The organism is Microbacterium sp. CBA3102 (assembly GCF_007954505.1).
Lineage (GTDB): Bacteria > Actinomycetota > Actinomycetes > Actinomycetales > Microbacteriaceae > Microbacterium > Microbacterium aurugineum.
Genome location: NZ_CP042412.1, coordinates 364,759 through 376,976, shown reverse-complemented (window position 1 = coordinate 376,976; position 12,218 = coordinate 364,759). Strand labels below are relative to the sequence as shown.

The following is a 12,218-nucleotide window of genomic DNA, read 5'->3' as shown; positions in this document are numbered from 1 at the left end:
TTCAGCGTCATCGGCGTCCGCCGAGTGCGCGCTCGATCTCCCGTGCGGCGGCGAAGAGCTCCCGGAGCGCGGGTTCGGTCGGCGCATCCCTTCGGAGCACGACTGAGAGCGCGGCCGCCACGTCACCGGTCTCGTCGTGGACGGGCACGGCCACGCCCGTGGATACCGCCTCGATGTAGCCGGGGGCGACGGCATGTCCGATCGTGCGCACCTCGGTGAGCTTGCGGCGGAGGAGCGACGGCTCCGTGATGGTCTCGCTCGTCACCGACATCAGCGGACCCGAGAGCACCCGCTCCTGCAGCGCGCGATCCGCGTAGGCGAGCAGCACGAGGCCGGAGGACGAGGCGTGCAGCGGAAGGCGCCCGGCGATGCGTGTCACGTTCGATCCGGACTCGGGACTGCTCAACCGCTCGAGGAACAGCGCCTCGTCCTGTTCGAGGATCGCGAGCTGTGTGTGCTCGCGCACCCGCGACTGCACACGCTCCATCGACGGCATCGCGGCCTGTCGCAGCCGCAGGGCGTGCGACGACCGGGTGGCGAGCTCCCACAGCCGCATGCCGATGCGGATGCGCCGGTCATCATCGCGTTCCAGCATCCCCGCGTCCACCAGCTCGCCGACGATGCGATGCGCGCTGGAGGCGGGGAGGCCGGCGCGCCTGCCGATATCGGCTGCGGTCTGCACCGTGCGCGCCGGGGTGAAGGTCTCGAGGACGCGGATCAGACGCTCCGTCACGGAATCGCCGGAGGGGGAGTTGGCCATGCCGAGATCATGCCACACCCGAAAGTATCGACTCCCATTCAGTGGGAATGTGCCACCGATTCTGAGCGGGAGGGAACAGGATGCTGTCATTGTCACCGCCGTGTCGAAGGAGACGCCATGACCTCTGCAGCCGGAACCGCCGTCGCGGCCCCCGAGACGCTGCTGGCCTCACCGGACCAGGTGACGCAGGCCAGCATCACACAAGAGATCGCCGACGTGCACGCCTCGCTCGCCGACCGCGCGGCGACGGGGGAGCGGCTTCCCGCCACGATCCGTGATTTCCGTCCGTACCGGTCGAGCATCCTGAGGCATCCGACCAAGAACCCCCAGCTCGTCGACCCGGAGACCATCGAGCTGCTCTCGCCCGCGTTCGGACAGCGCGATGTCGCGGCGATCGAATCGGACCTCACGATCCAGCACTCCGGTGAGCCCCTCGGCGAGCGGATGACGGTGCGCGGGCGACTGCTCGACTCGTGGGGGCGCCCGATCGCGAACCAGCTCATCGAGATCTGGCAGGCGAACTCGGCCGGTCGATACATCCATCAGCGCGATCAGCACCCTGCTCCGCTCGATCCGAACTTCACGGGCGCGGGAAGAGCGGTGACGAACGACCACGGCGAATACCTCTTCACCACCATCAAGCCGGGCCCGTACCCGTGGAAGAACCACGTGAACGCCTGGCGCCCCGCGCACATCCACTTCTCGGTGTTCGGCTCTTCTTTCACCCAGCGCCTCGTGACGCAGATGTACTTCCCCGGCGACCCGCTCTTCGCGCTCGATCCGATCTACAACACCATCTGGCGGCAGAAGGACCGCGACGCCCTCGTCGGGGTGTACGACCACGACCTGACATCGCCGGAGTGGTCGACGGGCTACCGCTTCGACATCGTCGTCGACGGTCCCGATGCGACCTGGTTCGAGCAGGAGGACGACGCATGACCGTGCCCGCGAGGACCCACCGGCCCACACCGGGCCAGACCGTCGGCCCGTTCTTCGCCTACGGCGTCGAGTATACGAAGATGCACGAGATCGCGTTCCCCCACGCGCCGGGAAGCATCCTGCTCGGCGGCACCGTGCGTGACGGAGCGGGGAACCCGATCCCCGATGCCTTCATCGAGATCTTCGGAGCGGACGCCGACGGCGCAGTGCCCCGTGTACGCGGAGCCTTCCGCCGCGACGACCACTCCTTCACCGGCTTCGGCCGGGCCTTCGCGAACGACGATGGTCACTACGAGTTCTGGACGAGGAACCCGGGTGCCTCCCCTGGGCGTGCCCCGTTCTTCGCCGCGATCATCTATGCGCGCGGTCTGCCCGACAAGCTGCACACCCGTATCTACCTGCCGGACGACGTCGCCGCGCTCGCCGCCGATCCGCTGCTCTCATCGCTGACCCCCGAAGAGCGGAACACCCTGGTCGCGATCCGCACCGACGAGGGAGGGTTGCAGCACGACATCCGCCTGCAGGGCGAGGGGGAGACGGTGTTCCTTGTCTATTGAACGCATGAGCCGCGCCGTGCGGGAGAGGGGACACGGATGACTTCCTTCGACCTCGGACTGCTCTCCCCGCTCACGGTCGGGCATGATCGCCTCGTCGGCGACAGGGCGGTGCTCGATGCGCTCCTCGCCGCCGAGCGGGCGCTGGTCGCGGCATACGCGGACATCGGGATGCTGGCGTCCGACGAGCACCCGATCATCGACGCGGTGTTCGACCACATGATCGACGCGGACGCGCTCGCGGCGGATGCCGTCGCGGGCGGCAACCCGGTGATCCCCCTGGTCGGTCAGCTCAGGGCCCTCGTCGCCGCCGATCAGCGGGTGTGGGTGCACCGCGGCGCCACCAGCCAGGACATCATCGACACCGCACTCATGATCGCCGCCCGCGCCGCCGTCGACCGGCTGCGGGAGTCGCTGAGCAGAGTCACGGCGAACCTGGACGACGTCGTCACGCGACACGGCGACACCGTGGTGGCGGCACGGACGCTCACGCAGCACGCCGTGCCGATGACCCTCGGCGCCCGCATCGCCACCTGGCGGCGCGGCATCGATCGCGCCCTCGTGCGCCTGGACGCGCTCACCCTCCCCGCCCAACTCGCCGGTGCCGCGGGGACCCGCGCCTCGTTCCTCGAGATCACGGGATCCGCGGTCGACGCCCGGGCTCTCGTCACCGCGTTCGCCGCGCGGGTCGGCCTCGACGACGCCCCGGAATCCTGGCAGGTCACCCGGTGGCCCGTCACCGAACTCGGCGATGCGCTCGTGCAGGCACTCGATGCGCTCGGCAAGATCGCCGGCGACGTCGCGACCCTCAGTCGCACCGAGATCGGAGAGCTCAGGGAAGGCACGCGTGGCGGATCGTCGGCCATGCCGCAGAAGCAGAATCCGGTCGCATCGACCCTCATCCGCTCGGCAGCGCTTCGTGCCCCGCAGCTCGGTGCCACGCTTCACCTCGCGGCCGCGCTCGCCGCGGACGAGCGCCCGGCCGGTTCCTGGCATGCGGAATGGCCGACCCTGCGCGAACTCCTGCGCCTGGCGCTCGGCGCTTCGGCCCATGCCGTCTCACTGTCCGAGAACCTCCGGGTGGACGCCTGCGCCGCGGCGCACAACCTCGCGCTCACCGGTGGCCTGCTGGTCAGCGAACGTCTGGCGCTCGTGCTCGTTCCGCTGATCGGGCGGGACCGCTTCGACGCGCTCATCCGAGAGGCGGACGCGGGGGCGGACCTCGGTTCGCTGCTGCGCGCGCTCCCCGAGGCCGCCGACCTCGACATCGCCGACCTGATCGACCCCGCTGCCTACACCGGCGAGCACGGAGACCGCTCATGACCACGATCGCCGTCACCGACCCGGTCGGCCCCGCCGATGCCCCGCTCCTCGTGCTCGGCCCCTCGCTCGGCACGTCGGCGATCCTCTGGGAGGGCGTCGTCCCCGCACTGGCACGGACTCACCGCGTGGTCCTCTGGGATCTGCCGGGGCACGGTGCGGCGCCCCCGGCGGATGCGCCGTTCTCCGTCGCGGATCTCGCCGATGCCGTCGCCGATGCCGTCGCCGATGTCGGGGCGGATCTCGGGGCTGACCGCATCCGCTACGCCGGGGTGTCCCTCGGCGGCGCTGTCGGTCTGGAGATCATGCTCCGGCATCCTGAACTCGTCGAGAGTGCCGCGATCCTCTGCTCCGGCGCCGCGATCGGAACGCCGGAGGGCTGGCATGACCGGGCGGCCCAGGTGCGCGCGCAGTCGACGTCGTCGCTGATCATCGGGTCCGCGCAGCGCTGGTTCGCGCCCGGCTCGGTCGCCGCGCACCCCGACGTGACCGGACGGCTGCTGCACGTGCTGCAGGACACCGACGACGAGAGCTATGCCCTGTGCTGTGAGGCGCTCGCCGAATTCGACGTCCGGGACCGCCTCGGCGAGATCCGGACGCCGGTGCTCGCGGTCTGGGGCGCAAATGACGCGGTGACGCCGGAGACCTCAGCCCGCGAGATCGCCGACGGCGTGCGCCACGGCCGGGCTCGCGGCATCCCGGAGGCTTCGCACCTCGCGCCGGTCGACGATCCCGTCGCGGTCGAGCAGCTGTTGACCGAGTTCTTCACGAAGGAAGGCCGATCATGACCGGACTCACCGATGACGAGCGCCGAGCGCAGGGGATGGCGGTGCGCCGCGAAGTGCTCTCCGATGCGCACGTCGACCGAGCGATCGCCGCGACCACGGACCTCACCGCGGACTTCCAGGACTTCATCACCCGGGTCGCCTGGGGAGATGTCTGGTCTCGTCCCGGACTCGACCGCCGGTCGCGATCGATCGCCGTGCTCTCCTCGCTCATCGCGCACGGGCACCACGAAGAGCTCGCGATGCATCTGCGCGCCGCACGGCGCAACGGTCTCACCATCGAGGAGATCCGCGAGGTGATCCTGCAGTCGGCCGTCTACTCCGGTGTCCCCGCCGCGAACACCGCGTTCCGGATCGCCGGCGAGGTCTTCTCGACACAGCCCGGTGACCACGACGGCGAGGGCCGCTCGTGATCGACAAGACGGTTCCGGATGCCGCGACGGCAGTGGCAGGGATCGCCGACGGCGCGACCGTGATGATCGGCGGTTTCGGCCGGGCAGGACAGCCCGTCGAGCTCATCGACGCGCTCATCGCCCAGGGAGCGCGGGACCTCACGATCGTCGCGAACAACGCGGGGAACGGGGACATCGGTCTGGCGGCTCTGCTCGCGGAACGCCGGGTGCGACGGATCGTCTGCTCCTTCCCGCGTCAGCACGACTCCTGGGTGTTCGACGGTCTGTACCGGGCGGGGGAGATCGAGCTCGAGATCGTCGCGCAGGGCAACCTGGCCGAGCGCATCCGCGCTGCGGGCGCGGGTATCGGGGCGTTCTTCTCTCCCACGGGCGTGGGCACGCAGCTCGCGGAGGGCAAGGAGGAGCGCACGATCGACGGCCGTCGCTTCGTGCTGGAGTACCCGATCTCCGCGGATGTCGCCCTCGTCAGCGCACGGGCCGCCGACCGCTGGGGCAACCTGGTCTATCGGGAGACCGCCCGCAACTTCGGACCCGTCATGGCCACCGCTGCGACCACGACGATCGTGCAGGTCGACGAGATCGTGCCCCTCGGGTCCCTCGACCCTGAAACCGTCGTGACGCCGGGGCTGTTCGTGGATCGGGTCGTCGCGGTCGGACGACGCGCCTGGCTCGATGGCGACGGCTTCACCGGAGGCGTCGACATCGAAGGGCGCCCGCTGGCCACCGGAGCGGAGAGTGGACGATGAGTACCCGGATCACCCGCGACGAGCTGGCGGCGCGCATCGCTGCCGACATCCCCGAGGGTGCGATCGTCAACCTCGGTATCGGCGCCCCCACGCTGGTCGCGAACTTCCTGCCGGACGACCTCGAGATCGTCCTGCACACCGAGAACGGGCTGCTCGGGATGGGACCGGCGCCGGCATCCGATCGCATCGATCCCGACCTCATCAACGCAGGGAAGCAACCGGTCACGGCCCTCGCCGGAGCCTCGTACTTCCACCACGCCGACTCCTTCGCGATGATGCGCGGCGGGCACCTCGACATCTGCGTGCTCGGAGCGTTCCAGGTGGCGCAGAACGGCGACCTGGCCAACTGGTCGACGGGGGCACCCGGAGCCATCCCGGCGGTCGGTGGAGCGATGGATCTGGCGATCGGTGCGAAGCAGGTGTTCGTGATGACCGATCTGCTCGCCAAGGACGGCTCATCCAAGCTCGTGGACGACTGCACGTACCCGCTCACGGGAGTGGGGTGCGTCACACGCGTCTACACCGATCACGCGATCTTCGACGTCACGCCGGCAGGGTTCTCGGTGCGAGAGACGTTCGGCGAGAACACCCTCGAGACGCTCCGCGCTCTGACCGGATTGGAACTCTCATGACCGCCTCCTTCGTCTACGACGCCGTCCGTACCCCGTTCGGGCGCGCGGGCGGGGCGCTCGCCGGGATCCGCCCCGACGACCTCGCCGCCGTGACGCTCCGCGCCGTCGTCGAGCGGACGGGCATCGACCCCGCACGCATCGACGACGTGCTCCTGGGCGATGCGAACCAGGCCGGTGAGGACAACCGCGACGTCGCCCGGTTCGCCGCGCTCCTCGCCGGCTTCCCGACGACGGTGCCGGGCGCGACGGTGAACCGGCTCTGCGGGTCGAGCCTCGAGGCGGTGATCCAGGGGTCGCGGGCGATCGAGTCGGGCGATGCCGAGATCGTGCTCGCCGGGGGCGTCGAGTCGATGAGTCGCGCGCCGTTCGTCGTCGAGAAGTCGGCGAAGCCGTGGCCGGCGGTCGGCAACCAGCAGATGTGGAACACGGCGATCGGCTGGCGGATGACGAACCCCGCTCTGCCGAAGGAGTGGACGATCTCCAACGGGGAGTCCGCCGAGAAGCTCGCGACGATGTTCGGGATCTCGAGGGACGAGCAGGATGCCTTCGCGTTGCGCAGCCACCAGCGTGCAGCGCAGGCCTGGAGCCGCGGTGTCTTCGCGGACGAGATCGTCGAGGTGCCCGGCGCTGCGCTCACCCGCGACGAGGGCATCCGCGAGGACTCGACCCTCGAGAAGCTCGGTGGGCTGCGTGCGCTGTTCGCGACCGACGGCACGGTCACCGCCGGCAACTCGTCACCCATCAGCGACGGTGCCTCCGCCGTGCTGCTCGGGAGCGAAGGGGCCGTCGGCACCGAGCCGCTCGCGCGCATCGCGGGTCGCGGCGTGTTCGGCAACGACCCCGACGTGTTCGGCATCGCACCGGTCGAGGCCGCGAATCGCGCGCTCACCCGTGCGGGGCGCACCTGGTCCGAGGTCGACCTGGTCGAGCTGAATGAGGCGTTCGCGTCCCAGTCGCTGGCGTGCCTCGCGGGATGGCCGGACGTCGATCCCGAGATCGTGAACGTGCACGGCGGTGCGATCGCGATCGGGCATCCGTTGGGTGCATCTGGCGGGCGTGTCCTCGCGCGTGCCGCCCACGAACTCCGCCGACGGGGGAGCGGCGTGGCCGTCGTGGCGTTGTGCATCGGCGTCGGTCAGGGCATCGCGCTGGTGCTCGAACGCTGATCGCGCGCTCTTCGATTCTGCTGCGGTTTCGTCGCCGGGGAGTCGACTCAGCCCGAGTGGGGGCCGGCGCCACGGTCGGTCGTCGTGCGGATCGTCTGGAAGGCGGCCATGGCCGTGTCGAGGTAGTCACCGAACGGAGCGCTCCGGTCCGAGGCGAACCAGGCACTGCGTGCGGCCTGCATGCAGGCGAAGGCGGCACCCACGAGTGCGGCGGCGGTGGGGTCTGCGGGGTCCGGATCCTGGCCGGTGAGCCTGGTGGCGACGCGCCCGATGAGGAGCTGCTGCACGCGCTGCATCCGCTCGAGATATCGAGCGTTCAGTTGCGGAGAGCTGCGCACGATCTCGTCCATCGCGTCGTTGCGCGCACGCTGCCGGTCGTCCTGGACGTAGTCGAGCGTGATGTCGAAGACGCGACGCAGCGACACCCAGACCGGCTCCTCGGCGGGGCGATCGTCCAGCGCTTCTGCCATGCGGTCGGCGAACAGGTCGTACTTGCCGATCACCAGGTCGTCCTTGGAAGGGAAGTAGCGGAAGAACGTGCGCTTGGACATCCCCGCCGCTGCGGCGATCTGATCGACGGTGGTCGCGTCGTACCCCTGGGCGACGAACAGATCCTGCGCCACCGACGTCAGCTCGGTCTGCACGAGCCTCCGTGTGCGAGCGCGCATCGGCAGGGGCGTGTCCTCGCTCATGTCTCCATACTAGCACCGAGGGCGTACTTGACACCCGGTGTCAAAACAGGCATATAGTTGCACATGGCGTCACAAGACGTCGAAGAACATCGAGGAGCATCATGAGCAAGGTCTGGTTCGTCACCGGTTCGTCGAAGGGCTTCGGCCGGGAGTTCGTCGTCGCGGCGCTGCAGAGAGGTGACAGGGTGGCCGCGACGGCGCGCAATACGGACACACTGCAGGACCTCGTGGAAGAGTACGGCGATGCCGTCCTTCCGCTTCAGCTGGATGTCACCGATCGGGACCAGGTCTTCGCCGCAGTCCGGGCCGCTCAGGAATCGTTCGGTCGGCTCGACGTCGTGATCAACAATGCAGGGTACGGGCTCTTCGGCACGGTCGAGGAGATCACCGCGCAGCAGCTGCGCGACCAGCTGGAGACGAACCTCTTCGGCGTCTTCCATGTCACGCAGGCCGTTCTCCCGCTTCTCCGCGAGCAGGGATCGGGACACATCATCCAGATCTCCACGATCGGCGGCGTCGCCGCGTTCCCGTCTCTCGGCGGCTACCACGCATCGAAATGGGCGCTCGAAGGTCTCACGGAGTCCCTCGCCCAAGAGGTCGCCGGCTTCGGAATCAAGGTCACCCTCGTCGAGCCCGGTGGGTTCGCCACGGATTGGGCAGGATCCTCCGCTGTGTCTGCCGACGCGCTTCCTGCGTACGCACCGCTCCACGAGGCGATGGCGGCGCGGATGGCCGGGACCGTGAGCCCCGAGCCCGTCGGATTCGGATCGGCGATCCTCAGGGTGGTCGATGCCGAGAAGGCGCCGCTGCGTGTGTTCTTCGGTGAACAGCCCACCCAGATCGCTCCGCACATCTATCAGCAGCGCCTCGACGAGTGGGCCGAGTGGGCCCCGGTCTCGCGCGAGGCCGAAGGCAAATAGCGGTCGGTCGCGCGGTCGTCAGCGAGTCCGCCAAGTTCGTGCGACGACGTGCTCGATCCTCGCGCCCTACCGGTCGAACCGGGCACCGGCGGGGCGCGCGCTCAACACGGTGAAGACGAACAAAACGATGGCGCCGATGATCGGGACGAAGACGATGAAGAACCACGCACCGCTGCGATCCGTGTCGTGAAGTCGCCGCCAGGTGAGCGCGAGGGCGGGAATGAGGATCGCCGTCGCATAGATGAGGAACGCCACGCCGACGGGGCTCGCCAACGGAAAGGAACCTCCCGCTGCGAACGGTGACAGCAGGTTGACGGGTCGAGAGTCCCACTGTGGGTCGGTCACGGGTCCGAGGGCATTGAACGCCACGGCGACAAGCGTGTTCGCCAGCACCCACCACCAATACTCGCTTCGGCTGGCCCTCCCGCTGAACGTCGCGTACTTGCGAAAGAAGCGCGAGACCGCCTGCGGGAACGAGGCGCCGTAGAGGGGCGCGCTGAGGGTGGTCTGCGTCGTCACACCGAGAACCTTATCGAACGGCGTGCGGGTGAACTCTGCGACGACCGGACCGCTTTTGACGAATGCGCTTCTCAGGGTCGGGTGCGAAGCGCAGCGTGGCGAAATCGCCCTCGGGCCAGCGCTTCTTCACAGAGAGCAGCACCAGGGCGATGATGAGAACGCGGGCGAGCATGCCCGGAATGCCCGCCTCCGGACCGTAGTCGCCACCGCTGAGAAGCGGGTTCCCCGAGGGGGACGTGGTGAACCATCCGGCGACGAGCGTCTCGCCGCTGATGGGGAGCCCCCAGAGGCCCTGGGAGAGGTTCCAACTCACGTGCAGGGCGAATGGCAGCCAGACGCTGCGGGTGGCGAGGAACGCGACCGCGTAGATGACGCCGCCCAGTCCCGTGCCGAATGCCGTGATCGCGGACGCCCCGGGGTTGCTGAGATGGATGGCGCCGAAGAGGATCGCGGTTGCGGCCACGGCGATCCAGCGACCGTACCGCAGTCGCGAGAGGAGGATGGCCACTCCGCTGAGAAGCATGACGCGGAAGAGGAATTCCTCGAGCGCGGCACCGAAGAGCAACAGGCCGAGCCCGTTCATGAACTCCGTCAGCGTCAGCGTTGCGGGAGTCACGGTGATGGCGCCGAGAAGGAGTTCTGCGACGAACGCGAGGCTGATCGCCACGAACGGGATGACGAGACCGATCCCGAGGTCGACGGGGAGCCATCGGTTGAGTGTGATCCCCATGCTGCGCATGACGGGCTTGCGTTTCACCGCGAACCAGATGATCGCGAAGATCCCCAGCGCCAGGGCCAGGGCATAGGTCGAGTAGTTGAGGAGAGTGGCGGTGCTCATCAGCTCAGACGGTTGCGTCTGCGTCAGCGGTGCGGGTGCTGCGGAACGTGAACCAGACGACGGCGATGGCGAGGATTCCGATCGTCATCTGCAGCACGCCGAGCGCATTCGCCAGAGGTCCGGGGTTGCCGTGGCCCACGGCGAAGACGGAGAAGTCCCACACGGCGTGCAGCACCATCGCCCAGATGAGGGTCCCGGTCGTGCGACGCAGGATGTAGAACACGGTCCCGATGGCGAAGGCGCTGCCGACCTGGATGAGGGTGGGGACCAGATCCTGACCGAGGAAGAAGTTCATGAAGTGCATCAGGCCGAAGGCCGCGGAGCTGAGGAACCACACCCATACCTCGGAGAGGCGGCTCCGCAGAGCGACGATCATGAGACCGCGGGAGGTCATCTCCTCGGTGAAGCCGACGAGCAGCAGCACGAGTGACGCCGCGAAGAATGCGCCGTCGTAGGACGCCCAGTCGGTGACGGCGAGGGTGAGGATCGCGGTGAGCGCGAGGAGGATGGGCACGAAGACGGGCCACCGGTGATGGCTCCGGGCATCCTCGAACAGCGCCGGTCGCCACCATCCGAGCACCGATGTCGTGATGGCGAGGAGGATGGTGGCGACGATCAGAGAGAGACCGCCTCCGAGGAACAGATTGCTCCCGCTGTCACCCCACTCGTCATAAGGGATCCCGCTCGCGACCTGCACGCCGAAGACGACGAGGACGTAGGCGATCCAGATCGCGAAACCGATCCAGACGCGGGGACGGACGCGAAGCACGGGGGAGCTCATGTGGTGATTATGGCAGACGCGATATTTCGGAATTGCGTCGTGGTGACCGAGGCTCTCGTCGATCCGCGCAGACCGCTCTTCCGGCCGGGCCGCATGCTCACCCGGCCGGAGCCGCTGGCTCAATCAGAGTCGATCTCGACGCCAGCCGCGCGAGGTCGACGTGACCTCGACGAATCCGAGCTTCGTCAATGTCGCCCGCTCTTCTGCGTCATCGGAGTCAATCGCGGCGATCACTCGATCGACGTCACTCAGTGTGAGCCACTCGCGAAGTTCGCTGACCAGCAGACCCAGCGCCTCTGAGTCGGCTGCCTCCCAATCGGAGAGCTCAGCGAGCCGCGCTCCGGCCGAGTGTCGCTCTGCGCGATTCACGGTCAGATCCACTTCAACGTGGCCGACCTTCTCCGAACCCTGCGTTGCAACGAAGCGCAGACCCTGCGAGCCGAGTTCCCGCACGAGTGTCAACTCCGGCGAGACGGGACTCGTCACTCCGGGAGCGAGCCCGGCTGTGGTCGCCATGAGTACAGACTCCGTTGCCCCGCCGGGCGAGAACCCTCCCCGCTCGAGCGCCTCACGCACGTGCGGCCACGTGGCCGGAATCCCGTAGACCCCGGGGAAGGGGAGCTGTCCGTCGGCATATGCCGCCAGCACGGTCCACGCCCGCAATTGTGCGAGGCAGGCCTGCATCAGGACGTCGGCTCCCCGCTCGTCAGCGTCTTGCTGTGGCAGGGACAGAAACCACTGCACCAGCCCGGTGCCTCGGTAGTCGTGACCCACACGAGGATAGTCGGCGAACCGGTGCAGATGCGCAGCGGCGACGAGACGATCGTCCTGCTCCACGACGATCGTCGTCCTCTCCACCACCCAGGGGTCCACGACGTACTCGTCGGGCTGGCGTTCCAAACTGCTCAGGACGGCGTTCACCGAGACGCGAGCTCCCGGGATCACCGCCGAAAGGTGGGCGTTCACCAGATCGGTGAGTTGATCGCGGTCATCACGCCGGAAGAGTCGGGCGCGGAAAGTGGCATTCATGATCGGCCTCCGAATATCAAAGGGAAAGGCCGCCACCGGATGCGGTACGCCAGTTAACGTAGCACGATGAATGCGCTCGACGAGGCGGGCAGGGCGTCCGATGAGGACGCCCTGCCCGCCGGTG

General features: G+C 68.4%; 15 protein-coding genes. 9 read left to right on the top strand and 6 right to left on the bottom strand.

The genetic code is table 11. The features are described from left to right. Positions 1 to 7: 7 nt before the first annotated feature. The gene (locus FGL91_RS01940) at positions 8 to 760 is read right to left on the bottom strand and encodes an IclR family transcriptional regulator (RefSeq protein WP_153242916.1); all 753 of its coding nucleotides are present in this window, start codon (positions 758 to 760) and stop codon (positions 8 to 10) included. Between the two features lie 117 nt (positions 761 to 877). On the opposite strand from FGL91_RS01940, the gene pcaH reads away from it, so the two are divergent. Genes pcaH through FGL91_RS01900 form a run of 8 tightly spaced genes read left to right on the top strand, consistent with a single transcriptional unit; the run spans position 878 to position 7,315 of the window. Next, entirely contained in the window at positions 878 to 1,699 is an 822-nt protein-coding gene (gene pcaH / locus FGL91_RS01935; RefSeq protein ID WP_194239289.1) for a protocatechuate 3,4-dioxygenase subunit beta, read from the top strand. Further along, a complete protein-coding gene (pcaG, locus tag FGL91_RS01930) occupies positions 1,696 to 2,256 on the top strand; it encodes a protocatechuate 3,4-dioxygenase subunit alpha (RefSeq protein WP_153242915.1) in 561 nt (186 codons plus the stop codon). The genes pcaH and pcaG overlap by 4 nt, the downstream gene beginning before the upstream one ends. Before the next feature lie 36 nt (positions 2,257 to 2,292). Further along, the gene (locus tag FGL91_RS01925; RefSeq protein ID WP_153242914.1) at positions 2,293 to 3,576 is read left to right on the top strand and encodes a lyase family protein; all 1,284 of its coding nucleotides are present in this window, start codon (positions 2,293 to 2,295) and stop codon (positions 3,574 to 3,576) included. Further along, the gene (locus tag FGL91_RS01920) at positions 3,573 to 4,361 is read left to right on the top strand and encodes an alpha/beta fold hydrolase (protein ID WP_153242913.1); all 789 of its coding nucleotides are present in this window, start codon (positions 3,573 to 3,575) and stop codon (positions 4,359 to 4,361) included. Before FGL91_RS01925 ends, FGL91_RS01920 begins: the two co-directional genes overlap by 4 nt. Continuing rightward, the gene (gene pcaC, locus FGL91_RS01915; protein WP_153242912.1) at positions 4,358 to 4,771 is read left to right on the top strand and encodes a 4-carboxymuconolactone decarboxylase; all 414 of its coding nucleotides are present in this window, start codon (positions 4,358 to 4,360) and stop codon (positions 4,769 to 4,771) included. Before FGL91_RS01920 ends, pcaC begins: the two co-directional genes overlap by 4 nt. Then, entirely contained in the window at positions 4,768 to 5,517 is a 750-nt protein-coding gene (locus FGL91_RS01910; RefSeq protein WP_153242911.1) for a 3-oxoacid CoA-transferase subunit A, read from the top strand. Before pcaC ends, FGL91_RS01910 begins: the two co-directional genes overlap by 4 nt. Beyond that, the gene (locus FGL91_RS01905; protein WP_047520218.1) at positions 5,514 to 6,149 is read left to right on the top strand and encodes a 3-oxoacid CoA-transferase subunit B; all 636 of its coding nucleotides are present in this window, start codon (positions 5,514 to 5,516) and stop codon (positions 6,147 to 6,149) included. Before FGL91_RS01910 ends, FGL91_RS01905 begins: the two co-directional genes overlap by 4 nt. Then, a complete protein-coding gene (locus FGL91_RS01900) occupies positions 6,146 to 7,315 on the top strand; it encodes a thiolase family protein (RefSeq protein ID WP_153242910.1) in 1,170 nt (389 codons plus the stop codon). Before FGL91_RS01905 ends, FGL91_RS01900 begins: the two co-directional genes overlap by 4 nt. Positions 7,316 to 7,362: 47 nt before the next feature. On the opposite strand, the gene FGL91_RS01895 is transcribed toward FGL91_RS01900, so the two are convergent. Then, entirely contained in the window at positions 7,363 to 8,007 is a 645-nt protein-coding gene (locus tag FGL91_RS01895) for a TetR family transcriptional regulator (RefSeq protein ID WP_134352212.1), read from the bottom strand. A gap of 101 nt (positions 8,008 to 8,108) precedes the next feature. On the opposite strand from FGL91_RS01895, the gene FGL91_RS01890 reads away from it, so the two are divergent. Beyond that, on the top strand, positions 8,109 to 8,927 hold the full coding sequence (locus FGL91_RS01890; RefSeq protein WP_153242909.1) for an SDR family oxidoreductase: 819 nt from the start codon (positions 8,109 to 8,111) through the stop codon (positions 8,925 to 8,927). 66 nt (positions 8,928 to 8,993) lie between these two features. Here FGL91_RS01890 and FGL91_RS01885 read toward each other — a convergent pair whose 3' ends face one another. From FGL91_RS01885 to FGL91_RS01870, 4 genes are all read right to left on the bottom strand, one after another. Next, on the bottom strand, positions 8,994 to 9,446 hold the full coding sequence (locus FGL91_RS01885) for a DUF805 domain-containing protein (protein WP_153242908.1): 453 nt from the start codon (positions 9,444 to 9,446) through the stop codon (positions 8,994 to 8,996). Positions 9,447 to 9,456: 10 nt separating this feature from the next. Continuing rightward, entirely contained in the window at positions 9,457 to 10,284 is an 828-nt protein-coding gene (locus FGL91_RS01880) for a CPBP family intramembrane glutamic endopeptidase (RefSeq protein WP_153242907.1), read from the bottom strand. Positions 10,285 to 10,288: 4 nt separating this feature from the next. Beyond that, the gene (locus tag FGL91_RS01875) at positions 10,289 to 11,065 is read right to left on the bottom strand and encodes a CPBP family intramembrane glutamic endopeptidase (protein ID WP_153242906.1); all 777 of its coding nucleotides are present in this window, start codon (positions 11,063 to 11,065) and stop codon (positions 10,289 to 10,291) included. Between the two features lie 123 nt (positions 11,066 to 11,188). Beyond that, entirely contained in the window at positions 11,189 to 12,094 is a 906-nt protein-coding gene (locus FGL91_RS01870) for an N-acetyltransferase (RefSeq protein ID WP_153242905.1), read from the bottom strand. Positions 12,095 to 12,218 lie beyond the last annotated feature (124 nt).

Bases quoted from the DNA above. Each gene is read 5' to 3' on its own strand.
- pcaH (WP_194239289.1), top strand. From the start codon at position 878: ATGACCTCTGCAGCCGGAACCGCCGTCGCGGCCCCCGAGACGCTGCTG.
- FGL91_RS01880 (WP_153242907.1), bottom strand. From the start codon at position 10,284: ATGAGCACCGCCACTCTCCTCAACTACTCGACCTATGCCCTGGCCCTG.
- FGL91_RS01925 (WP_153242914.1), top strand. From the start codon at position 2,293: ATGACTTCCTTCGACCTCGGACTGCTCTCCCCGCTCACGGTCGGGCAT.
- FGL91_RS01875 (WP_153242906.1), bottom strand. From the start codon at position 11,065: ATGAGCTCCCCCGTGCTTCGCGTCCGTCCCCGCGTCTGGATCGGTTTC.
- FGL91_RS01940 (WP_153242916.1), bottom strand. From the start codon at position 760: ATGGCCAACTCCCCCTCCGGCGATTCCGTGACGGAGCGTCTGATCCGC.
- FGL91_RS01895 (WP_134352212.1), bottom strand. From the start codon at position 8,007: ATGAGCGAGGACACGCCCCTGCCGATGCGCGCTCGCACACGGAGGCTC.
- FGL91_RS01900 (WP_153242910.1), top strand. From the start codon at position 6,146: ATGACCGCCTCCTTCGTCTACGACGCCGTCCGTACCCCGTTCGGGCGC.
- pcaG (WP_153242915.1), top strand. From the start codon at position 1,696: ATGACCGTGCCCGCGAGGACCCACCGGCCCACACCGGGCCAGACCGTC.
- FGL91_RS01870 (WP_153242905.1), bottom strand. From the start codon at position 12,094: ATGAATGCCACTTTCCGCGCCCGACTCTTCCGGCGTGATGACCGCGAT.
- FGL91_RS01920 (WP_153242913.1), top strand. From the start codon at position 3,573: ATGACCACGATCGCCGTCACCGACCCGGTCGGCCCCGCCGATGCCCCG.
- pcaC (WP_153242912.1), top strand. From the start codon at position 4,358: ATGACCGGACTCACCGATGACGAGCGCCGAGCGCAGGGGATGGCGGTG.
- FGL91_RS01905 (WP_047520218.1), top strand. From the start codon at position 5,514: ATGAGTACCCGGATCACCCGCGACGAGCTGGCGGCGCGCATCGCTGCC.
- FGL91_RS01890 (WP_153242909.1), top strand. From the start codon at position 8,109: ATGAGCAAGGTCTGGTTCGTCACCGGTTCGTCGAAGGGCTTCGGCCGG.